A 24,243-nucleotide genomic window follows, 5' to 3' on the forward strand; every position below is an offset into this window, starting at 1 on the left:
ACCGGACCCACCCCGCCATCCCGCGGATAGCCCGCTTTTGATTTTGACGTTGACGTTGATTCGGCAGGTGCAGGGCGCAGCCCTGCCCAACCCCACCCGGTGGTTGCAGCAGCAACCGAAAAACTCCGCCATGATCAACCGACCCCCACGTCGTACGGCCCGCCCGTTCCGCCAGCCATGCCCGAATACCGCTCCCGCACCTCCACCGCCGGCCGCAACATGGCCGGTGCCCGCGCCCTGTGGCGTGCCACCGGCATGAAGGATGGCGACTTCCACAAGCCGATCATCGCCATCGCCAACTCCTTCACCCAGTTCGTGCCCGGCCACGTGCACCTGAAAGACCTTGGCCAGCTGGTCGCGCGCGAGATCGAACAGGTCGGCGGCGTCGCCAAGGAATTCAACACCATCGCCGTGGACGACGGCATCGCCATGGGCCACGACGGCATGCTGTACTCGCTGCCCAGCCGCGAGATCATCGCCGACGCCGTCGAATACATGGTCAACGCCCACTGCGCCGATGCGCTGGTGTGCATCAGCAACTGCGACAAGATCACCCCCGGCATGCTGATGGCGGCGCTGCGCCTGGACATCCCGGTGGTGTTCGTCTCCGGCGGACCAATGGAAGCCGGCAAGACCAAGCTGTCCGAGCACAAGCTGGACCTGGTCGACGCGATGGTCGTCGCTGCCGATGACAGCGCTTCGGACGAGAAGGTCGCCGACTACGAGCGCAGCGCCTGCCCCACCTGTGGCTCGTGCTCGGGCATGTTCACCGCCAACTCGATGAACTGCCTGACCGAAGCACTGGGCCTGTCGCTGCCGGGCAATGGCACCACCCTGGCCACGCATGCCGACCGTGAAGCGCTGTTCCGTCGCGCCGGCCGCCTGATCGTCGAACTCTGCCACCGCTGGTATGGCGGCGAAGACCCGCGTGCGCTGCCGCGCGGCATCGCCACCCAGGCCGCGTTCGCCAACGCCATGACCCTGGACATCGCCATGGGCGGCTCGACCAATACCATCCTGCACCTGCTGGCCGCCGCGCAGGAAGGCGAGGTCGACTTCGACCTGACCCACATCGATGCACTGTCGCGGCGCGTGCCGCAGCTGTGCAAGGTGGCACCGAACACGCCGAAGTACCACATCGAGGACGTGCACCGCGCCGGTGGTGTGTTCGGCATCCTCGGTGAACTGGATCGCGCCGGCCTGCTGGATACCTCGGTGCCGACCGTGCACAGCGCCACGCTCGGTGAAGCACTGGATCGCTGGGACGTGATGCGCAGCGACAACGACACCCTGCACACCTTCTTCAAGGCGGGTCCCGCCGGCATTCCCACCCAGGAGGCCTTCAGCCAGGCCACGCGCTGGCCGTCGCTGGACCAGGATCGCGCCGAAGGCTGCATCCGTGCGCTGGAACATGCCTATTCGCAGGAAGGCGGGCTGGCCGTGCTGCGCGGCAACCTTGCCGTCGACGGCTGCGTGGTGAAAACGGCAGGCGTGGACGAATCGATCCACGTGTTCGAAGGCAATGCGCGCGTGTTCGAAAGCCAGGACGCCGCCGTGGCCGGCATTCTTGCCGATGAAGTGAAGCCCGGCGACGTGGTGGTGATCCGCTACGAAGGCCCGAAGGGCGGCCCGGGCATGCAGGAGATGCTGTACCCGACCAGCTACCTGAAGTCGAAAGGCCTGGGCAAGCAGTGCGCACTACTGACCGACGGCCGATTCTCCGGTGGCACCTCGGGCCTGTCGATCGGCCACGTTTCGCCGGAAGCGGCCAGCGGCGGTGTGATCGGACTGGTGGAGGATGGTGACCGCATCCGCATCGACATCCCGGCGCGGCGCATCGACCTGCTGGTGGAGGAGGCGACGCTGGTCCAGCGCCGCGCCGACGCCGATGCACGGGGCTGGAAGCCGCGCGCACCGCGCCCACGCAAGGTCACCAGCGCGCTGAAGGCCTATGCCCTGCTGGCCACCAGCGCCGACAAGGGCGCCGTGCGCAACACCGCCCTGCTGGGCGACTGAAGACGGTAGTGCCGGCCGCTGGCCGGCAGCCTCCCTCGTAGTCCGCTAAGGTATCCCGATATCACCGACACGGAGGTTGTGATGACGCCGCTTTTCCTCGCCCTGGCCGTGGCCATGGGCGCGAGCGCCGAACCGCCGCAGGCTCCTGACTGCGGCTACGACCGCGCGGCGATGCTGGCGATGGAACCGGGCATGTTCGACCAGGACATGGACGGGGGCTGGCGCCCGCTGGCCGATCGCGGCTGCACCCAGGAAGCCGCGGACCTGCTGGCCGCGTATGCGGCATTGCCCAAGGCGACGGGCAACACCACCCTCATCTGGCACGAAGGGCAGCTGCGCGCGGAGCTTGGGCAAACCGCGCAGGCGATTGCGCTGATGCAGCGCACCTACAAGCCGAAGGACACCGACCCCGGCTACTGGAACGCCTACGTGGACGGCACGATCGCGTTCCTGCGGCGTGATCGCAGCGGACTGGAAAAGGCACGTGCCGCGCTGGTCGCGATACCGACGCCACCCACGATGGCGGAGAACATCAAGAACGGTCGTTTCCACTTCACTACCAAAGGCGGGCAGCAGGTGGATGCCCCTTGGCCGCCGAATCTCGATGTGCTCGATGCCTTCCTGCGCTGCTTCGACCGCGATTACCACAACGCGATGGGCAACCCGGCCTGCCGGAAGCCGGAAGGCGGTTGAGGCTCTCCGCCGGGCATGGCCCGGCGCTACCAGTGCGGGCTCAGCCGATGGTGCGCTTGAACGGCGGCAGCGCGTCGATGATGCGCTTGCCGTAACGGCGGGTCAGCAGGCGAGAGTCGAGGATGATCACCCGCCCGGTGTCGGTGGAGGTGCGGATCAGGCGGCCGGCGAACTGGGTCAGCGTGCGCAGCGCATGCGGGATCGCGATCAGGTTGAACGCATTGAGCCCACGCGCTTCCACCCATTCGCTCAGGGTGGCGGTCTGCGGATCGGTCGGCACCGCGAACGGCACCTGGGTGATCACCACCGTGGTGCAGGCCTCGCCGGGAAGATCCAGGCCTTCGCCGAACGAGTTCAGCCCGAACAGCACCGAACCCTCGCCGGCGGCGACACGGCGCAGGTGTTCATCGATCATGCGCGTCTTCGACATCTCGCCCTGCACCAGCACCTGCTTGCGCTTGGCGGCCGGCATCAGGCCCGCCACCTTCTCCATCTTCCAGCGCGAGGTGAACAGCACCATCGAGCCCTTCGTCCAGTCCAGTTCCTTGCCGATGTAGCGCGCCACTTCGCGCGGATGGCCTTCGCGGTCATCGGGCGTGACCGGGAACGGCGGAACGATCAGCTCGGCCTGGTTGGGCAGGTCGAACGGCGAGGACAGCGAGACCATCTCGGCGGTTTCGGGGATGCCGTTGTCGATCGCCAGCGCCTGGAAGTCGCCGCCACCGGTCAGCGTCGCCGAGGTCATCACCACCGAGTCCACTTCATCCCACAACAGCTTGCGCAGCACGTGCGCGGCCGACACCGGCGAGCCATGCAGCACCAGGTCGCCATCGCGGGTGGCGGTCACCCAGCGTGCCATCGGTGGCGCGCCTTCCTTGTCCTCGCGGCGCCAGACCTGCCACAGGTTGTACTGCTGCTCGATCATCTCCAGAGCCATGCCGAGGTTGCGCTGCAGGCGCTCGCGCGCCGGATCGTCCGGCTTGCCCTTGGCGACCTGCGCGGTGGCCGCGTGCGCCCAGTTGTAGAGGCTGCGGGTATCGTCGGCCAGCGCCTCGATCGGCTCGCGCCAGGCCTCGGGCAGGCGTCCGTTGGCCGCGCGCCACATCGGCTCCTCGTCGGCCGGCGCCGGCATCCATACCGCCTCGACGTGGTCGCGGAACGCACGCAGACCCTTGGCCACGTTGCTGGCCGCGTCGATGGCTTCGTTCGGCAGAAGGTTGCCGAGGCGATCCTTGTCGACCGCGCGGTAGGCACCGGCGATCAGAATCTGCAGGCGGCCGGTGCGCTTGGCCATTTCATCCAATGCCAGGCTGGCCGCGCCCTGGTCGATGGCCACGTTGCCCACGTGGTGGCCTTCGTCGAGCACCAGCAGCATGTCCGACGGCGCGGCGATCATCGGCTGGCCGTTGTCGCTGTCACCAATGGACAGCGCCGACAGCAGCAGCGCGTGGTTGGTGACCACGATCTGCGCATCGCGCACGGTGTTGCGCGAGCGCAGCACCGCGCACTGCGCCGAGTACGCGCAGCGTCGCCCCGCGCAGCCTGAGGCCGGCGTGGTGATGCGGCTGCGCAGGCCGGGGCTGATGGTTTCCGGTGCGTTGTCGATGTCGCCGTCCCAGCTGCCGCTGGTGAAGGCCACGGTGAGGCGCTTGGCGATGTCCATCTCGATCGGCGCCAGCGGGCGGTCGAACAGCGGCTGCTCGTCCTCGAACATGCCGTTCTGCGCGCCCTCGCCGTGCGCCTCGGCGGCGTTGCGCGTGCACAGATAGCGGGTGCGGCCCTTGGCCAGGGCAACGGTCGCCTCCAGGCCGGTGGCCTTGAGGAAGTTCGGAATATCGCGCTCGACCAGCTGCGACTGCAGCGCCACGGTACCGGTGCTGATCACCAGCTTCTTCTTGCTGGCCAGGGCAATCGGCACCCCGGCGGTCAGGTAGCCCAGGCTCTTGCCAACGCCGGTCGGCGCCTCGACCACGCCCACGCCACCGCTGGTGGACAGCGCACGCGACACCACGCCGATCATCTGGCTCTGCGAGCGGCGGGTGGAGAAGCCGGGGGTGTTGGCCTGCAGCGTCGTGTACGCCTTGCGGATCGCGTCCTTCAAGGTGTCATCGAGCTTGCGTGGAGCGGCGACGGTTTCGGTCACGCCAGAACTACCGTAGCGGGGTCAGGCCGGCCATTGTCGCATGGCCGGCCACGGGCTCCGAGGCGCGGGCGCTGAACAGGGTCAGCCGCGTCGCGCGATGGCTGGATGCGCGCCCCGCAACACTACCGACGCGGCCAAGGCCGCCATCGGAGTCAGGGTGTAGCGGTGCGCTGCCGCAGCAACCGTACCAGTGCCCAGACCAGCAGGACCGTGCCGACGGCATCCAGCATCGCCAGGCCGAAGTGCACCACGCCCAGCACGGTGCTCAGCTGCGAGATCGCGCCGAAGTCACCGTTGCTGACCATCCACATCGGCACCAGGTTGGCCAGCAGGCTGCCCATGCTGGACGCCAGCAACAGCAGCAGGCCGGTCAGCGCACCGGTACGTGCCGGATCGCGCGGCGCGCCCATCACCCAGACCAGGCCGACGCACAGGGCAATCAGCACCGGCAGGCGCACGCCGACCATGGTCAGCAGGGAGACCATCAGCGCCTGGGTATCCATCGATCAGTCCTGCCCGGCGAAGGCGCCGGCACCAGCGCGCAGCTGCTGGTAGACCTCGTCGGTCTGCGGGCGTACGGCATGCCACTGCAGGAAGCTCTCCGCCGCCTGCTCGACCAGCATGCCCAGGCCATCGACCGTGTTGCGGCACTGCGCGGCGCGCGCCCAGGCCAGGAAGGCGATGGCGGCTTCGCCGTAGTTCAGGTCGACGGCCGTGGTCATCGAATTGACCAGCGACAGCGGCAGCTTGAACTCGGCGTCGCGATCGCGGCCGGCCGAGGTGGCGTTGAGGATCAGCTCGAAATCGCCGAGGTCGCGCAGATCGTCCCAGTAGCGGCTGAGCGCGCGGCCCGGCTCGCCCATGGCATCGATCAGTTCATCGGCACGTTCCGGCGTGCGGTTGACCACCACCAGTTCGGTGATGCCGGCATCCAGCAGCGCCGGAGCGACGCTGCGCGCCGAACCACCGGCGCCCAGCAGCAGCACGCGGCGTCCGCGCAGGTCCAGGCTGTGGCGGTCGGTGAGGTCACGCACCAGGCCGATGCCATCGGTGGTGTCACCGTGCCAGCGGTCGCCCTTGCGCAGCAGGGTATTGACCGAGCCGGCGCGGCGCGCGCGTGCGGTCAGCGTAGTGCACACCGAGAACGCCGCTTCCTTGTGCGGTGAGGTGACGTTGGCACCGACACCGCCTTCGAAGGCGAACGCCTCCAGCCCGGCCAGGAATGCGTCCGGGGCGAGATCGATGCTGCGGTAGTCGAGGGAGATGCCTTCCTGGCGACCGAACGCCGCATGGATCTGCGGCGACTTCGAGTGGGCGACGGGGTGTCCGAAGACGGCGTAACGATCGGTCATGGAATCCTCAAGCTGGCTAGACTGGTGCTCTTTCGTGCATGGACCTGGATGATGCGTATCGCCCCGACCCTGCTGGTGCTCGCCGCCAGTCTACTCTCTGCCCCGGTGGCGATGGCGTTGAACGAGTACGGCATCGAAGGCATGGGCGTGGTCTCCAGCCGTGCCGATGAAGGCCGGGCCACGATCAGCGCCGATGGCCAGCGCATCGTCTTCGCCCGCCGTGGCGAGGCCGGCTGGGGGCTGTGGCAGGCGCGCGTGGTCGACGGCCGCTGGCAGCAGGCGCAGGCATTGCCGCTGGCGGTGTCCGGCGAGGTGCGCGATCCGTATTTCAGCCGCGATGGCCGCTGGCTGCTGTTCGCCGCAGGCCGCGAGGGCCGGTCGGGGCTGTACCGGGCGGCGATCGCCGCCGATGGCAGCGTGGGGGCGCCGCAAGCGCTGGCAGGCGATGGCGGCCGCCATGAAGAGCGCGGGCCGGCATTGAGCGCGGACGGGCGACAGCTGCTGTTTGCCCGCCAGCAGGGCCGTGGTGCCGGCTGGGACCTGTTCGTGGCCTCGTTGGACGCGCAGGGCGTGCGAGGCCCGGCGACGGCATTGCAGGCATTGAACAGCCCCGCCGATGAAACCGATGGCGACTGGCTGGGCAGCGCTGGCGCGGTGGCCTTCAGCCGGGGCAGCGGTGACACCGCGCAGGTCTGGACCAGCGGTTGTGCATGGACGGGCGCTGCGCCGCAGCCGATCGGACTGTCGTTCAACCAGGCCAGCGGCTGGACCGGCACGCCGGTGGTCGACAACGCCAAGCCGGGCGAAATGATGGTGGCCAGCAGCGCGGCGAAGTCGCCCCGCGCCGGTGGCGTGGATGTATACCGGCTGGCCGTGCCGAAGGTGGCGGCAGTGCCCGGGTGCATGCAGTAGATCCACGCCATGCGTGGATGAGCGTTCGGTGGATACCGACCGCCCCCCCCTCCGGTAGGTGCCGACCTTGGTCGGCACAGAAACAAGACCGCCAACCAAGGTTGGCGACTACCGGTAGACCCACGCCATGCGTGGATGAGCGTTCGGTGGATACCGACCGCCCCCTCCGGTAGGTGCCGACCTTGGTCGGCACAGAAACAAGACCGCCAACCAAGGTTGGCGACTACCCGTAGATCCACGCCATGCGTGGATGAGCGTTCGGTGGATACCGGCCGCCCCCGCTCCGGTAGGTGCCGACCTTGGTCGGCACAGAAACAAAACCGCCAACCAAGGTTGGCGGCTACCAGTAGATCCACGCCATGCGTGGATGAGCGTTCGGTGGATACCGACCGCCCCCTCCGGTAGGTGCCGACCTTGGTCGGCACAGAAACAAGACCGCCAACCAAGGTTGGCGACTACCGGTAGACCCACGCCATGCGTGGATGAGCGTTCGGTGGATACCGACCCCCCCTCCGGTAGGTGCCGACCTTGGTCGGCACAGAAACAAAACCGCCAACCAAGGTTGGCGACTACCGGTAGATCCACGCCATGCGTGGATGAGCGTTCGGTGGATACCGACCGCCCCCGCTCCGGTAGGTGCCGACCTTGGTCGGCACAGAAACAAGACCGCCAACCAAGGTTGGCGACTACCGGTAGATCCACGCCATGCGTGGATGAGCGTTCGGTGGATACCGGCCGCCCCCTCCGGTAGGTGCCGACCTTGGTCGGCACAGAAACGAGACCGCCAACCAAGGTTGGCGACTACCGGTAGATCCACGCCATGCGTGGATGAGCGTTCGGTGGATACCGGCCGCCCCCGCTCCGGTAGGTGCCGACCTTGGTCGGCACAGAAACAAAACCGCCAACCAAGGTTGGCGACTACCGGTAGATCCACGCCATGCGTGGATGATGGTTCGGTGGACACCGACCGCTCCCCCGCTCCGGTAGGTGCCGACCTTGGTCGGCACAGAAACAAGACCGCCAACCAAGGTTGGCGACTACCGGTAGATCCACGCCATGCGTGGATGAGCGTTCGGTGGATACCGGCCGCCCCCGCTCCGGTAGGTGCCGACCTTGGTCGGCACAGAAACAAGACCGCCAACCAAGGTTGGCGACTACCGGTAGATCCACGCCATGCGTGGATGAGCGTTCGGTGGATACCGGCCGCCCCCGCTCCGGTAGGTGCCGACCTTGGTCGGCACAGAAACAAAACCGCCAACCAAGGTTGGCGACTACCGGTAGATCCACGCCATGCGTGGATGATGGTTCGGTGGACACCGACCGCTCCCCCGCTCCGGTAGGTGCCGACCTTGGTCGACACAGAAACAAAACCGCCAACCAAGGTTGGCGACTACCAGTAGATCCACGCCATGCGTGGATGGCCCGGGTCCCGGGCCACGGCGCTCAGCGCGACAGCACCTTCGCGCGCTGCTGTTCGTACTCCGCTTCGCTGAGCTGGCCGTTGTCCTTGCGCCGGTTCAGGGCGGCCAGTTCGGCCTGCACGCTTTCCGGCACGGCCTGCTCGCGGGCGACCCGGGCGGCAGCGGAGAGCTGCTCGGGCGGGCGCCGCGCGGCGCGCCAGGCGGCAACGAACACGCCGACGATGATGGCCCCGAACACCAGCGTACCGGTGCCCCAGATCAGCCATTGCATCCAACCCATTTCAGGTCCCATCGCGTGTTCCTCCGTCCGTCGTGGGCGCTATTGTCAGCGCTCGCGCAGCCAACGCGCCACCTGCGGCGCGAAATAGGTCAGCACGCCATCGGCGCCGGCACGCTTGAAGCCCAGCAGCGATTCCAGCACGCAGGCGCGCTCGTCCAGCCAGCCGTTGGCGAACGCCGCCTTCATCATCGCGTACTCGCCACTGACCTGGTAAGCGAAGGTCGGAACCCCGAAGGTTTCCTTCACCCGCCGCACCAGGTCCAGGTACGGCATGCCCGGCTTGACCATCACCATGTCCGCGCCCTCCTCCAGGTCCAGCGCGATCTCGCGCATCGCCTCGTCACCGTTGGCCGGGTCCATCTGGTAGGTCTTCTTGTCGGCCTTGCCGAGGCTGGCCGCGCTGCCCACCGCATCGCGGAACGGACCGTAGAACGCCGACGCGTACTTGGCCGAGTAGGCCATGATGCGCACGTTGAGGTGGTGGTCGGCGTCCAGCGCACGACGGATCGCACCGATGCGGCCATCCATCATGTCCGACGGCGAAATGATGTCCGCGCCTGCCTCGGCATGCGACAACGACTGCTTGACCAGCGCTTCGACGGTGATGTCGTTGAGCACGTAGCCCTTGTCATCGATGATGCCGTCCTGGCCGTGCGTGGTGTACGGATCCAGGGCTACGTCGGTCATCACCCCCAGCTCCGGGAAGCGCGACTTCAGCGCGCGGATCGCACGCTGCGCCAGGCCGTCCTCGGCCCACGCCGCCGAGGCGTCCAGCGACTTCTGCGAGGCATCCAGCACCGGGAACAGGTCGATCACCGGGATGCCCAGTTCCAGCGCTTCCTCGGCCACCTTCAGCAGCTCTTCGATCGACAGCCGCTCCACGCCCGGCATCGACGGCACCGCAACGCGGCCGGCCGGTTCGTGCACGAACACCGGATAGATCAGGTCGTCGGTGGTCAGCGTGTTCTCGCGCATCAGGCGGCGCGAGAATTCGTCATGGCGCATGCGCCGCGGGCGGTAATGGGGATGAGGCATGGCAGGCTCCGGGGAGTGGCTATTGCAACAGGTAGCCCTGCGGCAGCAGGGGTGCGGGCAACGGGCGTTCGCCGAGGGCGTCGAGCTGGTCGATCTCGATGGTGCGCACCAGCGCGTCCAGCGGCAGGTCGTTCGGCTCCAGGCCGAACGGGTCTTCCATTTCTTCACCCAGCTGGTCCAGGCCGAAGAAGGCGTAGGCCAGCACCGCCGACAGCACCGGCGTGGCCCAGCCCAGCGAGCTGGCCAGGCCGAACGGCAGCAGTACGCAGAACATCCACGCGCAGCGGTGCAGCAGCAGGGTGTAGGCGAACGGCAGCGGGGTGGTCAGGATGCGTTCGCAGCCAGCCTGGATCGAGGACATCGCGTGCAGGCGCTCTTCCAGCTGGACGTAAAGAATGGAATCGAGCGTGCCGGCGCGACGGACCTGGGCCAGTTCGGCGGCGATCATCGCCAGCAACGCATCGGGCACGTTCCCGCGCTGGGCGAGCTGCCCGCGCTGCTCCTCGCCCAGCCATGGCACCGCCGCCAGCGCGACGTCGCGGGCGCGCAGGCGCGCGGCCAGTGCATGGGCGAAGGCGGTGGTCAGGTAGCCGATGCGCTGGCGGCGCGGTGCGTCGTCGGCCAGCAGCACCTGTACCTGCCGCGCCAGCGAGCGCGATTCGAAGACCAGTTGGCCCCACAGCTTGCGGCCCTCCCACCAGCGGTCGTAGCAGGCGCTGTTGCGGAAGCTGAGGAAGATCGACAGGACCAGGCCGAGCAGGGTGAACGGGGTGACCGAGACGCGCTCGATGCCGATCGGCGGCGCCAGTTCCACCACCGCGGCGACCGCGATGGACAGGACGAGGATGGCCAGCACCTTCGGCGCGATGGCCGGAACGATCGAGCCACGCAGGATGTACAGCAGTTGCCAGCCGTGGGGACGGGAACGAATGATCATGGGAGCAGCCGCGCAGGGCGCGGTTCGACAGGCACGCGGGGGGCTCGCGCAGCCGCCCATTCTACTCCCTGCCCGGCCGGCGGCCGTGTCCCTGCGACGCCCGGTCGCACCGGCCCGGCCGGCTCAGATCACGCCGCCGCCCAGCCCCAGGCGCAGGATGCCGACCACCACCACGATGCCGTTCAGGATCAGCCCGGTCCAGGCGCGGCCGCGCTTGCTGGGGTGGGTGAACAGGATGCCGAGCGCGGCGATGATCGCGCCGACCGCGGCGAACGGGATCAGGAACCAGTTGCCCCAGCCCAGCAGCGGTATCAACGCCAGGATCATCCACAGCAGCGCCAGCACGCCCCACAACAGACTGATCACACCCATAGCGCCCTCCCGTGGTTGTTCATGCGCCAACCATAGCCGTTCCCGGCAGCGCCGCCTACCGCCGTTGCCGTCAGCCTCACCGGCCCCGTGCTAGCGTGCGGCCATGGGTCGAGCCTCGATGTTGGCGCCGATTCAGAGTGCCCGGCTGATGATCCAAACCAGTCCTACAGGGGTATACGCCATGAACATCCGTTGGGTCGCCTTGGCGGCCATGCTGCTGACCGTTGCCGGTTGCGCCAGTACCTCCAAGGTCATGCTGGGCCGCGCCCGCGCGCCGATCGATCCGTCCCAGGTGCAGATCTATTCGACGCCGCCCGCCGGTTCGCAGGAAATCGCCCAGCTGGAATCGTCTTCGGCGGTGGGCTTCGGCACGCAGGGCCAGACTGATGCCGCCGTGGCTCGCCTCAAGCGCGAAGCGGCTGCACTGGGTGCCAACGGCGTGATCCTGATGGGCGTGGGCAGCAGCGGCTCACCGGTCGGCATGTCGGTGGGTGCCGGCAGTTACGGTTCGCACGTGGGCGGCGGCGTGGGCATCGGCATACCGACGACGCAGAAGCGCGCCGCCGGCGTGGCGATCTGGGTACCGGATCCGGCGCCGCCGGCACGCCTGCCGACGCAGACGATCACCCCGCAGCGCTGAGCGGCGGCGTCACCGCGGGTAGCGCCGGGCCATGCCCGGCGTCTCTTCCGCTGCGCTCGCCGGGCGTGGCCCGGCGCTACCGGTACTTCGGAACGAACTGCTGCTGCACGGCTTCGGCCAGCTGGTCCGGCGGCAACAGGCCCTGGTCGAGCAGGAAGTTGTTGAACGCCAGGCGGTCGAACTTTGCGCCCAGTGCCAGCTCGGTCTGCATGCGCAGTTCGAGGATGCGGGTGTAGCCGTAGAAGTAGCTGCCCGCCTGGCCCGGCATGCGCACCATGTAGCGGTCCAGTTCCTGGGTGGCCATCGCCTTGGACAGACCCACCTGCTCGATCAGCACGCGCTCGCCGTTGGCACGGTCGGTCAGGCCGAGATTGAGCATCGGGTCCAGCATCGCGCGGGCGGCACGCAACAGGCGGAACTGCAGCGCGATCATCTGCCCGTCCAGCGGCTCGTACGGCACCATCTCCGCCTCGGCATACAGCGCCCAGCCTTCCACGTTCACCGAATTGAACGCGAACATCGTGCGCGCCAGCGACACGCCACGCTCGACCATCGCGGTGAACTGCAGTTCGTGGCCCGGGCGGCCTTCATGCGCGCTCAGCGTCCAGGCCGCCGAACCGAAGTTGAAGTCGTCGTACTGCGCACCCGCACCGGCAGCCGGGTTGCCCAGCGGCAGCACGAAGGTGCCCTGCTGCCCGGTGTTGTTGACCAGCGGCGCAGGCAGGAAGTGCGGTGCCGGGCTGGCAGCGCTTTCGGCGGCCGAGCCCAGGCGCATCTGCATCGCGCGCTGCGGCACGTCGACGATGCGGTGTTCGCGGATCAACGGATCGATGGCATCGATCACCTTGCGGTAGTGGCCTTCAAGCTGGTCATCGGCAATCTTCTCTCCCTTCAGCGCGCGGATCACCGCTACCGGGTCGCTCGGATCACTGACCTTCAGGCCCTTCTCTTTCACCACCAGCGGCGCCAGCTGGCGCATCGCTGAGCGGGTTTCCATGAACTCCAGCTGCGCGCGCTGCATCAGCAGCTTCGGGTCGATATCAATGCCGACCTGCTTGAGCTGGTAGGCGTACAGCGGAGCCGGCAGGCGCGCATCGGCACGTGCCTTCGGCAGCACCTCCTTGCGGGTCCATGCGGCGTAGTCCTTCATCTGTGCGGCAAGCGCCTTCATCGCCTCGTCGGCACCAGCGACCTGGTACTTCTTCAGCAGCGACTCGATGCCGGTGATGTAGGTCTCGACGTTGTCCAGCGACTGCTGCACTTCGATCTTCGTCGGCTGCAGCAGCGTGCTGTCCTTCAACCGCTCTTCGTAGCGCTGGCGGGCCAGCGTGGTGAACGCGGTGCCGCCCGGCTGCAGGCCCGCATACGCCTTGAGGCGATCGACCGCCTTGGCCCGGCGCTCGGCCGGCACCTGGTCGGACAGCAGCAGGTTGAGGCCGCTGAACACGCTCTGCGGCGCATCACGCCACGGCAGCAGGTACTTCTGGTTGAGCTCGCTGCCTTCGATGCTCTGGTTGGCGGCGGCGATCATGATCTCCAGGTCCTGGCGGACGTTGGGATCCTTCTCGCTGGCCAGCTTGGCCTTCAGTTCGTCGCGGGCCTTGGCCATCGCGGCGCGGTAGCGCTGGTCGTTGTCCGGGCCGAGGTCGGCGACCTTGTCGTCGTAGCCGGGCACGCCGAAGAAGCCGGTCTCCTCGGGCTGGAACGGGCCTTGGGCATCCAGCAGGATCTGCGCCAGCGCATTGCTGCGCGCGACCCAGGCCGGGCTGGCCGGCGTGGAGGCCTTGGCGGCCGGTGCGGCCAGGGCCGGTGGGGCCGACAGCAGCGGGGCGGCGGTCAGGGCCAGGGCGATGGCAAGCGCGATCGGCTTCATGGAGCACTCCAGGACAGGGTTGCCCGCACCCTACGCGCTCACGGCGGTGGCGACAATCGGCCGGAGGTCACGCCATCTACAGCGCTGCCGTCAGCGCGCATTCGCCACGCTCCCGACAGGCCTGCAGTTCGCATTCGCCGGCCGCCTCGGCATCATCCAGCGCGCTCAGGTCGAAGGTCTGCTTGTCTTCGGCCAGCACGTACATCACCGGGTAATCCCACACGTCGTCGCTGCGGGTGCCCTTCACGAACAGGCGGCCGTGCGCATGCGGCCCTTCCAGCGCCACGGTCAGGCCAACGTCGCGCTCGCCGTTGATGGCGGTCTGCATGCTGCCCAGCGGCAGCGTGCCGGCCTGCAGCGGTTCGCCGAATACCTGCACCAGTTCGACGCTGCAGCCGGCACGGCGCATGGCCTCGCGCATCGGCGCACTGTCGTGCGCTGCCTCGGTCCAGCGCAGCACGCTCCAGGCGATGGCGCCGCCCAGTGCGGCCAGGAACAGCAGCACCGCCAACGGCATCGCCCAACGCCAATGCCGGCACCACCAGCCGGAAGCCAGGGTGGAGGGCGCAGGAATCGGCGGCGGCAGGGTCATGGGCGGGCTCCTTCCCGGAGGATGATCAAGGTTTCAGGCAACGCCCCAGGAAAGCTTCGGCAACGCGGTAGCGATGCAGTGCGTCGGCACCGGACAGGCCGTGCTTGGCACCCGGATAGGTCATCAGTTCAAACGGCTGGCCGCGCTTCTGCAGCGCGCTCATCAGGCTGGTCGAATTGGTGAACAGCACGTTGTCGTCGGCCATGCCGTGGATCAGCAGCAGCGGCGAACGCAGGCCCTCGATGTGGGTCAGCACGCGTGCTTCGCGGTAACCGGCATCGTTGCGCGACGGCAGGTCCATGTAGCGCTCGGTGTAGTGGCTGTCGTACAGGCCCCAATCGGTGACCGGTGCGCCGGCCACGCCACAGGCGTAGCTGTCCGACGCCTTGGCCAGCAGCATCAGGGTCATGTAGCCGCCGTTGGACCAGCCCTGCACGCCGATGCGCGCCGGGTCCACCCACGGCTGCTGCTTCAGCCACGCCACGCCGCGCAGCTGGTCGGCCACTTCCACCGTGCCCTGCTTGCCATACAGAGCGCCGCCGAAGTCACGGCCGCGGCGCGGGGTGCCGCGGTTGTCCAGCGAGAACACCACATAGCCCTGCTGGGCCAGGTACTGATTGAACAGATGGTCGCCACGGCCGGGCCAGCTGTCGGTGACGGTCTGGCTGGCCGGGCCGCCATACACGTACACCGCCACCGGGTAGCGCTTGGCCGGATCAAAGCCGGCCGGCTTGATCACGCTGTAGTTCAGCGGCGTCCTGCCGTCGGCCGCGGTGAGCGTGCCGAATTCGACCGGGCGCTGCGCGTCGCGGTAGCGTGCATACGGATGCTTGGGATCGGCCAGATCGTTCTCGACCAGGGTGGCGATCTTCTCGCCATTGGCGCGGAACAGTTCGATCTGCGGCGGCGTGCTGCTGTTGGACCAGCTGTCCACGTACACGCTGGCGTTGCGCGCGAAGCTGGCGCTGTGCATGCCTGGCGCCTTCGACAGGCGCTGCGGCTGGCCACCCTGCAGCGGCACGGCGTAGATCTGGCTTTCGCGCGCCGATTCGATGCCGGCACGGAAGTACGCCCGGCCGGCCTTTTCATCCACCGCCAGCAGTTCATCCACCGACCAGTTGCCGTGGGTCAGCGCGGTGGCCTTGCCCTTGCTGTCGATGCGGTACAGATGCTGGAAGCCAGTGCGCTCGGACGACCACAGCACGCTGCCGTCATGGAGGAAACGCAGGCTGTTGTGCAGCGGCACCCAGGTCGGGCTGGTCTCGTGGGCCAGCACGCGCTGCTGGTTCGAGGCCAGGGTGACTTCCACCAGGTCGAGCTTCTTCTGGTCGCGCGACTGGCGCTGGAAGCTCAGGTGCTGCGGATCGCGCCAATCGACGCGGGCCAGGTAGATGTCCTGTTCCTTGCCAAGGTCGATCCACTGCGTCTGCGCATGTTCGGCCGGCGAGATCACGCCCAGCTTCACCTGCACGTTGGCATCGCCGGCGGCCGGGTAGCGCTGTTCGATCACATCGGTGCGGTCGGCATAGACCTCGTAACGCTTCTGCACCGGCACCGGGCTTTCATCGATGCGGGCGTAGGCGATGGCCGAATCGTCGGGTGCCCACCAGTAGCCGGTATGCCGATCCATCTCTTCGTCGGCGACGAACTCGGCGACACCGTTGCCGATGGTCGTGCTGCCATCCCCGGTCAGCTGCATCTGCTTCCCGCTGGCCAGGTCGATTACCCACAGGTTGCGGCCGCGGATGAAGCTGACGAAGCCGCCCTTGGGCGACAGCTTGGCGTCGGTGGCAAAGCCTTCGCCGTGGGTCAGCTGGCGCACCGCGGCCTTGCCTTCCTGCTTGAGGTCGTACAGGTACAGCTCGCCGCCCAGCGGGAACAGCAGGCGCTGCGCGTCCGGCGACCACTGGTAGTCGACGATGCCGGTCATGGCGGCGATGCGCTGGCGCTCGCGGCGGGCCTTTTCCTCGTCGCTGAGGGTTTCGGTGCCGGGCAGCACCACCTTCGAATCCACCAGCAGGCGGGTCTGGCCGCTGCCGATGTCATAGCTCCACAGGTCCAGCTGGTTGCGGTCGCTGTCCTTGCCGCGCAGGAAGGTCACGCGTGAGCCATCCGGCGCCACCTTCGGCTTCATCAGGGTCGGGCCGGACAACGGCAGCGGACCGGTGATGGCTTCCAGGGTGAGTTTTTCAGCGTGGGCGACGGTACTGGTGGCAAGCATGAGGGCGAGCGAGGCGAACAGATGGCGCATGGAGGGTCCCGGCAAACGGCAGGTCCGCCACCGCGACAGGCGCGGGACGGTCAGCGTCCATCCTAACCAAGCCGGTGCTGGAAGACAGCATGACCTTCTGCCCATGAGGTCTTCCCATAATGCGTGCCGACCAACGGTCGGCACCCACCGTCCCGGGTCAGCGCTTGCCGAACAGGTGCCTGCGCTCTTCGTCGCTGAGCGGCTTGCCTGCGTCCGGGTTGACCTGCTGGCGCAGCGCATAGGCGCGCTGGGTCGCCGGGCGGGCGGCGATGGCCTGGTGCCAGCGCTTGAGGTTCGGGAATGCGTCGAAGTCCGCCGGCAGCTTGTCGTAGGCGCCAACCCACGGGTAGCTGGCCATGTCGGCGATGGTGTACTCCTCGCCGGCCAGGAAGGTGTGCTCGGCCAGGCGCTTGTCCATCACCCCGTGCAGGCGGCGCACTTCATTGTCGTAGCGCTCGATCGCGTACGGGATCTTCTCCGGCGCGTACACATTGAAGTGGCCCATCTGCCCGCTCATCGGGCCCAGCCCGGCCATCTGCCAGAACAGCCATTCCAGGGTGGTGACGCGGCCACGTGGGTCGGCCGGCAGGAAGCGGCCGGTCTTCTCGGCCAGGTACAGCAGGATCGCACCGGACTCGAACACGCTCTGCGGCGCACCGCCGTCGGCCGGGGCGTGGTCGACGATGGCCGGCATCTTGTTGTTGGGGGAAATGGCCAGGAATTCCGGCTTGAACTGGTCGCCCGAACCGATGTTGACCGGGTGGATGCGGTACTCCAGGCCGGCTTCTTCCAGCAGCAGGGTCACTTTGTGGCCGTTCGGGGTAGGCCAGTAATACAGGTCGATCATGGCGGCGGCTCTGGGGTACGGAAAGGAACCTGAAGTCTAGTGCGTGCGTTGGCTTGGCACCGTCATGGCGGGCCGGTAACCTCGCCGCTCCCCCGAAACGCAGCATCCTCCGCATGAGTGCAAACCGTCCGCCGCTCTCCCCGCTGTCCACCCTGATCTTCGCCTCGCGCTGGCTGCAGCTGCCGCTGTACCTGGGCCTGATCGTGGCGCAGTGCGTCTATGTGTTCCTGTTCGGCAAGGAACTGTGGCACCTGATCTCGCACTCGGTGTCGATGGGCGAGCAGCAGATCATGCTGATCGTGCTGGGGCTGATCGATGTGGTGATGATCTCCAACCTGCTGGTGATGGTGATCGTCGGCGGCTATGAAACCTTCGTCTCGCGCCTGCGCCTGGAAGGCCACCCGGACCAGCCGGAATGGCTGAGCCACGTCAACGCCAGCGTGCTGAAAGTGAAGCTGGCGATGGCGATCATCGGCATCTCCTCGATCCATCTGTTGAAGACGTTCATCGCCACCGGCGCGCTGGGCGGTATCCCGCTGTGTACCCCGGAGCAGATGAGCGTGGCTGCCGCCAACATCGGCGTGGCGCGCTGCTCGATGCTGACGGCCGACGGCGTCCTCTGGCAGACCATCATCCACTGCGTGTTCATCCTGTCCGCCATCGGCATCGCGTGGACCGACAAGCTGATGTCCGGCAGCCACGACAAGGCTGAGAGCCACGGCAAGTCTGCCGTCCATTGATCCCAATCCCGGTGGCGGTACCTGTGCCGCCACCGGCCCGCTACGCCTGCCCTTGTGCGCAGGTGAGGCCGGGATGCTAGATTGCACCCTCGCTACAGGCGACGGTGACGCTGGGAAACGTCCCCCGCCACGCCCGGACCTTGCGTCCCGGCCATGCGTATCCACGTTTTTCGTAACGTCGTCTTCTTAGAGGGGAGCAGGATGTCGCACGTCGCAATGATCGCTGCCGCGCGCCGGTGGTTGCCGGTCGCTCTGGCTTTGGCCCTGGCTGCCTGCTCGGGCAAGGATGAAACACCGGCTCCGGCCGCGCAGGGTGCCGCTGCCCCCGCCGCTGCAGCACCAGCCGCACCGGCAGTGGCCGCCAAGGTGCAGTCGATGGGTACCGAGCAGCTGCGCGAATCGGCCAGCCAGGCACTGCGCGAGAACCGCATGTACGCCCCGGCCGGCGACAATGCCATCGAGTACTACCTGGCACTGCGCGACAAGACGCCGGACGATGCCTCGGTGAAGAGCGCGCTGACCGATCTTCTGCCGTACACCCTGATCGCCGCCGAGCAGCATCTGGGCCGCGAGGATTTCACTGAAGCGCAGCGGCTGGTCGCCCTGATCGAAAAGGTTGATGCCTCGGCCCCGGCCCTGCCGCGCCTGAAGGAAGGCCTGACCAAGGGCGTGCAGGTTGCCGCCAAGCGCACCGAAGACGAGACCGAGAAGGTCAAGAAGGACGCTGAAGACCGCACCAAGCAGCTGGCCGAGCAGCAGCGCCTGACCGAACAGCGTGCCAAGGAAGCCGAGGCGGCCAAGCAGATTGCTGCGCAGCAGGACGTTGCCCGCCGTGACAGCGAGCGCCAGGAAGCCGAGCGCCAGGCTGCCGCGCGTCGCGATGCCGAGCAGAAGCAGCAGCAGGCCGCTGCGCAGCAGGCCAACGCCGCCCGCCAGGCCGCGACCGCCGCTGCGCCAAGCCTGCGCCCGGTCAGCACGCCAGCCCCGCGTTACCCGGCCGAAGCACTGCGTTCGGGTACCTCCGGCGAAGTCCTGGTGGAGATCACCGTCGGCACCGACGGCTCGGTGACCAATGCGCGCGTACTGCGCGCCACGCCATCGCGTGTCTTTGATCGCGAAGCGCTCAACGCGGTCAAGCGCTGGCGCTTCGAGCCGGTCACGGCCCCGGTCACCACCCGCCGCACGCTGGTGTTCGCACCGGGCGGCTGATGCCCAAGGCGGTAGCGCCGGGCCGCGCCCGGCGGTTCTGGAGCAAGGCCCGGCATGTCCGGGCCTTGTGCGTTTCAGGCTGCGCTGTCGATCAGCCGTTGCAGCGCAGGATCACGCGCGCTCAGCACCTGGAACAGGCCCAGCGCGTGCAGCCCGGGCAGCAGGCCGCGCAGATCAGCTTCGGCGGCGGCACGGAGGTCGGCATCACGGGCTGGGTCCTGCCACTCCCGCACGGTGGCGAGAAAGGCGCCGACGCTGCCCTTGCGTACGGTGAGGCCGTTCACCTGCACCTCGTTCTGGTGGTCGGGAAGGATGTCGTGCGGCTGCATGGCGTGCTCCTGGGAGGTGGGCGCCCAGTGTCGACGCTCACCACCGGCGGTTCTGCCGTATAACTGCCAATGGATATGGCAGAACAGACATTGCAGACACCACTGATCGACCCTGCGTTGGCTGAGGCCAGCGGCGGTCCGGCCCTGCTCGGCGCGCAGCTGGCGATGCCGGGTTCACGGCGCACCGCCCGCCACCAGCACGCGCGCGGGCAACTGCTGGGTGCCCACACGGGTCTGCTGCGGATCGAGGTGGGCAACACCCACTGGCTGCTTCCGGCCGGGCACGTGGCATGGCTTCCGCCGCAGCACCCGCATGCGCTTTCCAGCATCGGCAGCTTCGATGGCTGGAGCCTGTACTTCAACAAGGAGTCCTGCGCGGGACTGCCCACCGCACCCCGCATCTTCCAGCCCAGCGACCTGCTGCAGGTGGCAGTGCCGCGGGCACTGCACTGGTGCGGGCAGGCGTTGGATGCGCGGCAACAGCGCTTGGCCGGGGTGATCGCCGATGAGATCGCTGCAGGCACGCCGTTGCCACTTGCGCTGCAGCAACCCGGTGACCGCCGCCTGCGCCGCATCGCCGCCGCCCTGGCACGTGTGCCACATGACACCCGCACCGTCGAGGACTGGGCAGCCGCCAGCGACCTGTCCAGTCGCAGCCTCGCCCGCCGCTGGCAGGCCGAAACGAACATGACCCTGACCCGCTGGCGGCAGCGCCTGCGCGTGCTGCTGGCCCTGCCGCGATTGCTGGCCGGTGAATCCGTCACCACCGTGGCGCTGTCATTGGGCTACGACACGGCCAGCGCCTTCATCGCAGTATTCAAGCGCGAGATGGGAGTGACGCCGGCGCGGTATGCAGACGGAAGCGCTTCACGGCGCTGAAATGCACGAGACCCGGAATGACCGGGCCTCGTTTCACATCCGCCGGGCGTGGCCCGGCGCTACCGGTTACGCTCAGCCGGAAATCGCCAGCCGCTCGTTGTGGTAACGGCGCACGGCGGCGAACCACAGCACGGCGGCCAGCGCCAGGCTGGCGCCGAGGTAGATCACCCAGATGGTCGGGCTGATCACCTCGTGGCGGATCACCTTCAGCAGCATCTGGTTCTGCGACAGGAACGGCACCGCGTACTGCCACAGCTCGCTCTTCACCGGGTAAGCCATCAGCGCGTAGCCGGGCAGCATCGGCAGCAGCACCAGCCAGGTCATGTGGCTCTGTGCTTCCTTCATGCTCTTGGCCGCGGCCGAGAGGAAGGTCAGCAAGGAGGTGCCGATCAGCAGCATCGGCACCATCACCAGCAGCATCTGCAGCATCGAGCCGATGTTCATGTTGAGCTGCCGGCCGACGTTGCCGGGCGCGATCTGTGCGCTGGCCTTGAACGCGATCAAGGTCAGCAGCAACGAGGCGAAGCCGACCACGCAGGCGGCGGCGATCTTGCCGCTGACGATGGCGCTGCGCGACCCGGGTGTCGCAAGCAGCGGTTCCAGCGATTGCCGCTCGCGCTCGCCGGCAGTGGCATCCATCACCAGGTAGGCGCCACCGATGAACGAGGTCAGCGTCAGCAGCACCGGCAGCAGCATCGACAGCATCATGCCGCGCTTGGCCTCGGCACTGGCCATGTCCTGGGTGGCCACATCCAGCGGTCGTGCAACCTGTGCGTCGACGCCACGCGCCATCAGCCGCAGCGCACCAACCTGGCCGTTGTAGGTTGCCAGGGCCGCCTGCAGGCGCGCACTGGGCACTTCGGCGGCACGACGGGTGCTGTCACGGATCACTTCCACCAGCGCGGGCTTGCCATCGGCCCAGTCCTTGCCGAACTCCGGGCTGATGCGCAGGGCCACGTCGATCTCCTGCGAGCGGATCGCTTCGGCCAGATCCTTCGGTGCCGGCGCGGCGTTCAATCCCTGCGCCGCCAGGAAGCGCACCAGGTTCGGCGCATTCTCCGCACCGATGGTCGGGATCTGCAGCGGCTGTTCGATCTGGATCCGCACGCGGCTTTCCGCCAGCTTGCCCATGCCCAGGATCAGCAGCGGGTACAGCACGGGGCCGAACAGCAGGGTCAGCAGCAGGGTGCGGCGGTCACGCGAGAGGTCGCGCAGTTCCTTGCGCATCACCGTCATCAGGGTCGACATCATGCTCATGCGTGCAGGCCCTCTTCGCTGCCGATCAGTTTCACGAACGCATCTTCCAGGTTGGGCTCGCCGGACTGCGCGCGCAGTTCATCGGCACCGCCGGCGGCCATCACCGTACCCTTGGCGATGATCACGATGTGGTCACACAGCGCACCGACCTCCTGCATGATGTGGCTGGACAGGATCACGCAGCGCCCTTCCTCGCGCAGGCCCAGCAGGAAGCGGCGCAGCGCGCGGGTGGTCATCACGTCCAGGCCGTTGGTGGGTTCATCAAGGATCACGTTGCGCGGGTCGTGCACCAGCGCGCGGGCAATGGCGGTCTTGGTGCGCTGACCCTGCGAGAAGCCATCGGTCTGCCGATCGAGGATGTCGGCCATGTCCAGCGCATGCGACAGCACCTCGATACGTTCGCGGATGCGCGACGCGGACAGGCCATGCAGCTCGCCGAAGTAGGCGATGTTCTCGCGTGCGGTCAGCCGCTTGTAGACGCCACGTGCATCCGGCAGCACGCCGAGGTGGCGACGCACTTCCACCGGATCGCGGGCCGCGTCGATGCCATCGACGGTGATGCTGCCTTCATCGGGCGTCATCAGCGTGTACAGCATGCGCATGGTGGTGGTCTTGCCGGCGCCGTTCGGCCCGAGCAGGCCGGTGATGCGGCCATCCTCGGCGCGGAAGCCGACATCGGCCACCGCCTGGATGCGACCGGTGCGGGTATTGAAGGCCTTGTGCAGGTTATCGGCGACGATCATGGGGCCCATCCGTTGAACGAGGTGAACGCCGGCACGTAGCTCAGCGTGTCCAGGCAGCTGGCATCCAGCGCCTTGGCATCGGTGGTGTCGATGAACTGGCCGAGCAGGCGTGGCATGCAGCCGGCGGTGAGGGTGCCGTGGCCTTGGCCGCGGGCAACCAGCGCGCGTCCCTTCGGCAGGCCCTTGAGCACCTGTTCGGCGTAACGCGGCGGCGTCACCGGGTCCAGTTCGCCCGACAGCAGCAGCACTGGCAGGTCGCTGTGCAGCGGCACTGCCGCCGCCGCCGCAGCCGGTTGGTGCGGCCACACCGGACAGGCGGCGAAGAACGCGCGCGCCACTTCCGGGCCGACCAGGCTGTCGCTGCTTTCGACCGGCGCCTGGTAGCGCGGAGCGTCTTCGCTGCAGATCACCGACCACTGCATGCCGCGGTTGATCTGGAAATCCATGCTGCGGGTCGCACCGCGCGCCAGCGACGCCAGTGGTGCATAGCGACCCTGTGCCGCTTCATCCAGCACCAGCGGCAACAGCGAGGAGTACTGCGGTACGTAGGAGAAGGCGAACGCCAGGCCGACCACGCTGTCCGGGGTCAGCACCTCCTGCCGCGGTGCGTTGGTGCCGGGGTCGCGGTAGTCGACCGTGACCGGCGCGCGGCGCAGGGTTTCCACCACGCTGCGCAGCTGCGCACGGGTGTCGACCGGGAAGCGCTTGCTGCAGACAGCATCCTTGCGGCACTGCTCGGACTGCAGGGTGATCGCGTTGTCGAAAGTCGTGGCGAAATCGCCGCCGACCACCAGCTCGTTCGGTACCACGCCATCGATCACGATGCTGCGGGTGTGCTGCGGGTACGCAGCCGCGTAGCGCTGGGCAACGCGGGTGCCGTACGAGCCACCGACCAGGTTCAGCGTGTTGGCGCCCAGCGCCTGGCGTACCGCGTCCAGATCGGCGATGGCTTCGGCGGTGGTATAGAAGCGCGGGTCGGCACGGCCCTTCAGCGACGCGGCGCAGCGCTCCGCGTACTCGCGCAGCAGTGCCTCGCTGGGCGCAGCGTCTTCATCCATCGGCAGCTCCTTGCCGTCCGCGCCCAGACAGCTGAGCGGATTGGAGCCGCCGGTGCCGCGCTGGTCGATCAGGAAGATGTCGCGCTGCTTGCGCACCTGGCGCAGTGCCGTATCGACGATGACGGCCACCTCGCTGGCCGCCTGGCCAGGTCCGCCGGCCAGGAAGAACACCGGGTCCGGCAGGCCCGAACCGCTGTTGCCCGACTCCAGCCAGGCCACGCGCAGATCGATCCTGCGGCCATCCGGCCTGCTCCGGTCTTCGGGCACCTGGAACGTCGCGCACTGCGCCTCGACGTTGGCATTGGCGCCTTCGGTGGCCAGCGTGCAGGGGCGGAAATCGATCTGGCCATAGCGGCGGCTGGGTGTATCGCCCGCGCCGTCGGATCCTGCCTGCGGTGGCGCACTGCAGCCGGCAATCAGCATGCTGGCCAGCAACCCGGCCCGCGCGAAATGGTGTCTTTGCATCGTGCGTGATTCCCCTGGGAACGTTCCTGTCCACCACGACGGTCTGTCGCGGCAGATGTGACCAATCGAATGTGACCCAACTTACACGCGCCGGACGCTGACGGCGACAGGCGGATGTCCTGGGCCGGCGTCGGCACGGCCACCAAGCGGTTTCGACCCTCGGCCTTTGCCCGGTACAGGGCGGTATCGGCCAGCGCGA

22 protein-coding genes are annotated in these 24,243 nt (G+C 67.9%); 7 read left to right on the plus strand and 15 right to left on the minus strand.

What is annotated here, in order from left to right:
* Nucleotides 1-177: 177 nt before the first annotated feature.
* The gene (gene ilvD, locus LMF57_RS19180; protein WP_025877530.1) at nt 178-2,016 is read left to right on the plus strand and encodes a dihydroxy-acid dehydratase; all 1,839 of its coding nucleotides are present in this window, start codon (nt 178-180) and stop codon (nt 2,014-2,016) included.
* Between the two features lie 81 nt (nt 2,017-2,097).
* The gene (locus LMF57_RS19185; RefSeq protein WP_222388169.1) at nt 2,098-2,709 is read left to right on the plus strand and encodes a hypothetical protein; all 612 of its coding nucleotides are present in this window, start codon (nt 2,098-2,100) and stop codon (nt 2,707-2,709) included.
* A gap of 40 nt (nt 2,710-2,749) precedes the next feature.
* On the opposite strand, the gene dinG is transcribed toward LMF57_RS19185, so the two are convergent.
* From dinG to aroE, 3 genes are all read right to left on the minus strand, one after another.
* Nucleotides 2,750-4,852: an ATP-dependent DNA helicase DinG gene (dinG, locus tag LMF57_RS19190; RefSeq protein WP_025877533.1), complete on the minus strand. Its 2,103-nt coding sequence runs from the start codon at nt 4,850-4,852 to the stop codon at nt 2,750-2,752.
* Nucleotides 4,853-5,004: 152 nt separating this feature from the next.
* Nucleotides 5,005-5,355, minus strand: a complete 351-nt coding sequence (locus LMF57_RS19195) for a hypothetical protein (RefSeq protein WP_032976849.1) — start codon at nt 5,353-5,355, stop codon at nt 5,005-5,007.
* A 3-nt stretch (nt 5,356-5,358) separates the two neighbouring features.
* Nucleotides 5,359-6,204: a shikimate dehydrogenase gene (aroE, locus tag LMF57_RS19200; protein ID WP_229290420.1), complete on the minus strand. Its 846-nt coding sequence runs from the start codon at nt 6,202-6,204 to the stop codon at nt 5,359-5,361.
* A 48-nt stretch (nt 6,205-6,252) separates the two neighbouring features.
* On the opposite strand from aroE, the gene LMF57_RS19205 reads away from it, so the two are divergent.
* A complete protein-coding gene (locus LMF57_RS19205) occupies nt 6,253-7,116 on the plus strand; it encodes a PD40 domain-containing protein (protein WP_208081633.1) in 864 nt (287 codons plus the stop codon).
* 1,443 nt (nt 7,117-8,559) lie between these two features.
* Here LMF57_RS19205 and LMF57_RS19210 read toward each other — a convergent pair.
* From LMF57_RS19210 to LMF57_RS19225, 4 genes are all read right to left on the minus strand, one after another.
* Nucleotides 8,560-8,829, minus strand: coding sequence for an SHOCT domain-containing protein (locus LMF57_RS19210; protein ID WP_025877541.1), 270 nt, complete (start codon nt 8,827-8,829; stop codon nt 8,560-8,562).
* A 33-nt stretch (nt 8,830-8,862) separates the two neighbouring features.
* Nucleotides 8,863-9,852 (minus strand): porphobilinogen synthase, encoded by a 990-nt coding sequence (gene hemB / locus LMF57_RS19215; protein WP_025877543.1) that lies wholly within the window; start codon nt 9,850-9,852, stop codon nt 8,863-8,865.
* Between the two features lie 19 nt (nt 9,853-9,871).
* Nucleotides 9,872-10,789, minus strand: coding sequence for a bestrophin family ion channel (locus tag LMF57_RS19220; protein ID WP_208081776.1), 918 nt, complete (start codon nt 10,787-10,789; stop codon nt 9,872-9,874).
* 123 nt (nt 10,790-10,912) lie between these two features.
* Nucleotides 10,913-11,161 (minus strand): hypothetical protein, encoded by a 249-nt coding sequence (locus LMF57_RS19225; protein WP_032952021.1) that lies wholly within the window; start codon nt 11,159-11,161, stop codon nt 10,913-10,915.
* A gap of 181 nt (nt 11,162-11,342) precedes the next feature.
* On the opposite strand from LMF57_RS19225, the gene LMF57_RS19230 reads away from it, so the two are divergent.
* Nucleotides 11,343-11,801 (plus strand): hypothetical protein, encoded by a 459-nt coding sequence (locus tag LMF57_RS19230; RefSeq protein ID WP_025877548.1) that lies wholly within the window; start codon nt 11,343-11,345, stop codon nt 11,799-11,801.
* Nucleotides 11,802-11,877: 76 nt separating this feature from the next.
* On the opposite strand, the gene LMF57_RS19235 is transcribed toward LMF57_RS19230, so the two are convergent.
* The 4 genes from LMF57_RS19235 to LMF57_RS19250 form a co-directional block, all read right to left on the minus strand.
* The gene (locus LMF57_RS19235) at nt 11,878-13,674 is read right to left on the minus strand and encodes a DUF885 domain-containing protein (protein ID WP_229290421.1); all 1,797 of its coding nucleotides are present in this window, start codon (nt 13,672-13,674) and stop codon (nt 11,878-11,880) included.
* Nucleotides 13,675-13,750: 76 nt separating this feature from the next.
* Nucleotides 13,751-14,266, minus strand: coding sequence for a cytochrome c oxidase assembly factor Coa1 family protein (locus tag LMF57_RS19240; RefSeq protein WP_229290422.1), 516 nt, complete (start codon nt 14,264-14,266; stop codon nt 13,751-13,753).
* Nucleotides 14,267-14,291: 25 nt separating this feature from the next.
* Nucleotides 14,292-16,517 (minus strand): DPP IV N-terminal domain-containing protein, encoded by a 2,226-nt coding sequence (locus LMF57_RS19245; RefSeq protein WP_229290423.1) that lies wholly within the window; start codon nt 16,515-16,517, stop codon nt 14,292-14,294.
* A gap of 157 nt (nt 16,518-16,674) precedes the next feature.
* Nucleotides 16,675-17,364, minus strand: a complete 690-nt coding sequence (locus LMF57_RS19250) for a glutathione binding-like protein (protein ID WP_229290424.1) — start codon at nt 17,362-17,364, stop codon at nt 16,675-16,677.
* 113 nt (nt 17,365-17,477) lie between these two features.
* Here LMF57_RS19250 and LMF57_RS19255 point away from each other — a divergent pair, with 113 nt between their 5' ends.
* A complete protein-coding gene (locus LMF57_RS19255) occupies nt 17,478-18,104 on the plus strand; it encodes a TIGR00645 family protein (protein WP_032976840.1) in 627 nt (208 codons plus the stop codon).
* 201 nt (nt 18,105-18,305) lie between these two features.
* Nucleotides 18,306-19,313 carry an energy transducer TonB gene (locus tag LMF57_RS19260; protein ID WP_025877557.1) on the plus strand — a complete coding sequence of 336 codons (1,008 nt, stop codon included), beginning with the start codon at nt 18,306-18,308 and terminating at the stop codon, nt 19,311-19,313.
* Between the two features lie 74 nt (nt 19,314-19,387).
* On the opposite strand, the gene LMF57_RS19265 is transcribed toward LMF57_RS19260, so the two are convergent.
* A complete protein-coding gene (locus LMF57_RS19265) occupies nt 19,388-19,642 on the minus strand; it encodes a hypothetical protein (RefSeq protein WP_025877559.1) in 255 nt (84 codons plus the stop codon).
* A gap of 75 nt (nt 19,643-19,717) precedes the next feature.
* On the opposite strand from LMF57_RS19265, the gene LMF57_RS19270 reads away from it, so the two are divergent.
* Entirely contained in the window at nt 19,718-20,521 is an 804-nt protein-coding gene (locus LMF57_RS19270) for a helix-turn-helix transcriptional regulator (protein WP_229291412.1), read from the plus strand.
* A 72-nt stretch (nt 20,522-20,593) separates the two neighbouring features.
* On the opposite strand, the gene LMF57_RS19275 is transcribed toward LMF57_RS19270, so the two are convergent.
* The 3 genes from LMF57_RS19275 to LMF57_RS19285 are packed head-to-tail and all read right to left on the minus strand — an operon-like array spanning nt 20,594 to nt 24,044.
* Nucleotides 20,594-21,778 carry an ABC transporter permease gene (locus LMF57_RS19275; RefSeq protein WP_093819457.1) on the minus strand — a complete coding sequence of 395 codons (1,185 nt, stop codon included), beginning with the start codon at nt 21,776-21,778 and terminating at the stop codon, nt 20,594-20,596.
* Nucleotides 21,775-22,521, minus strand: coding sequence for an ATP-binding cassette domain-containing protein (locus LMF57_RS19280; protein ID WP_117311700.1), 747 nt, complete (start codon nt 22,519-22,521; stop codon nt 21,775-21,777). Before LMF57_RS19280 ends, LMF57_RS19275 begins: the two co-directional genes overlap by 4 nt.
* Complete coding sequence (locus LMF57_RS19285; RefSeq protein WP_025877567.1) at nt 22,518-24,044, minus strand: alpha/beta hydrolase; 1,527 nt, start codon at nt 24,042-24,044, stop codon at nt 22,518-22,520. Before LMF57_RS19285 ends, LMF57_RS19280 begins: the two co-directional genes overlap by 4 nt.
* Nucleotides 24,045-24,243 lie beyond the last annotated feature (199 nt).

The organism is Stenotrophomonas sp. SI-NJAU-1, assembly GCF_020883215.1.
Taxonomy (GTDB): Bacteria; Pseudomonadota; Gammaproteobacteria; order Xanthomonadales; family Xanthomonadaceae; genus Stenotrophomonas; species Stenotrophomonas indicatrix.

Excerpts from the sequence above, each read along its gene's own strand:
- LMF57_RS19265 (WP_025877559.1), bottom strand. The coding sequence starts at position 19,642 with ATGCAGCCGCACGACATCCTTCCCGACCACCAGAACGAGGTGCAGGTG.
- LMF57_RS19240 (WP_229290422.1), bottom strand. The coding sequence starts at position 14,266 with ATGACCCTGCCGCCGCCGATTCCTGCGCCCTCCACCCTGGCTTCCGGC.
- LMF57_RS19205 (WP_208081633.1), top strand. The coding sequence starts at position 6,253 with ATGATGCGTATCGCCCCGACCCTGCTGGTGCTCGCCGCCAGTCTACTC.
- LMF57_RS19230 (WP_025877548.1), top strand. The coding sequence starts at position 11,343 with ATGAACATCCGTTGGGTCGCCTTGGCGGCCATGCTGCTGACCGTTGCC.
- LMF57_RS19280 (WP_117311700.1), bottom strand. The coding sequence starts at position 22,521 with ATGATCGTCGCCGATAACCTGCACAAGGCCTTCAATACCCGCACCGGT.
- ilvD (WP_025877530.1), top strand. The coding sequence starts at position 178 with ATGCCCGAATACCGCTCCCGCACCTCCACCGCCGGCCGCAACATGGCC.
- hemB (WP_025877543.1), bottom strand. The coding sequence starts at position 9,852 with ATGCCTCATCCCCATTACCGCCCGCGGCGCATGCGCCATGACGAATTC.
- LMF57_RS19260 (WP_025877557.1), top strand. The coding sequence starts at position 18,306 with ATGTCGCACGTCGCAATGATCGCTGCCGCGCGCCGGTGGTTGCCGGTC.
- LMF57_RS19185 (WP_222388169.1), top strand. The coding sequence starts at position 2,098 with ATGACGCCGCTTTTCCTCGCCCTGGCCGTGGCCATGGGCGCGAGCGCC.
- LMF57_RS19285 (WP_025877567.1), bottom strand. The coding sequence starts at position 24,044 with ATGCAAAGACACCATTTCGCGCGGGCCGGGTTGCTGGCCAGCATGCTG.
- LMF57_RS19270 (WP_229291412.1), top strand. The coding sequence starts at position 19,718 with ATGGCAGAACAGACATTGCAGACACCACTGATCGACCCTGCGTTGGCT.
- LMF57_RS19250 (WP_229290424.1), bottom strand. The coding sequence starts at position 17,364 with ATGATCGACCTGTATTACTGGCCTACCCCGAACGGCCACAAAGTGACC.
- aroE (WP_229290420.1), bottom strand. The coding sequence starts at position 6,204 with ATGACCGATCGTTACGCCGTCTTCGGACACCCCGTCGCCCACTCGAAG.
- LMF57_RS19275 (WP_093819457.1), bottom strand. The coding sequence starts at position 21,778 with ATGAGCATGATGTCGACCCTGATGACGGTGATGCGCAAGGAACTGCGC.
- LMF57_RS19245 (WP_229290423.1), bottom strand. The coding sequence starts at position 16,517 with ATGCGCCATCTGTTCGCCTCGCTCGCCCTCATGCTTGCCACCAGTACC.
- LMF57_RS19235 (WP_229290421.1), bottom strand. The coding sequence starts at position 13,674 with ATGAAGCCGATCGCGCTTGCCATCGCCCTGGCCCTGACCGCCGCCCCG.
- LMF57_RS19210 (WP_025877541.1), bottom strand. The coding sequence starts at position 8,829 with ATGGGACCTGAAATGGGTTGGATGCAATGGCTGATCTGGGGCACCGGT.
- LMF57_RS19255 (WP_032976840.1), top strand. The coding sequence starts at position 17,478 with ATGAGTGCAAACCGTCCGCCGCTCTCCCCGCTGTCCACCCTGATCTTC.
- LMF57_RS19225 (WP_032952021.1), bottom strand. The coding sequence starts at position 11,161 with ATGGGTGTGATCAGTCTGTTGTGGGGCGTGCTGGCGCTGCTGTGGATG.
- LMF57_RS19220 (WP_208081776.1), bottom strand. The coding sequence starts at position 10,789 with ATGATCATTCGTTCCCGTCCCCACGGCTGGCAACTGCTGTACATCCTG.
- LMF57_RS19195 (WP_032976849.1), bottom strand. The coding sequence starts at position 5,355 with ATGGATACCCAGGCGCTGATGGTCTCCCTGCTGACCATGGTCGGCGTG.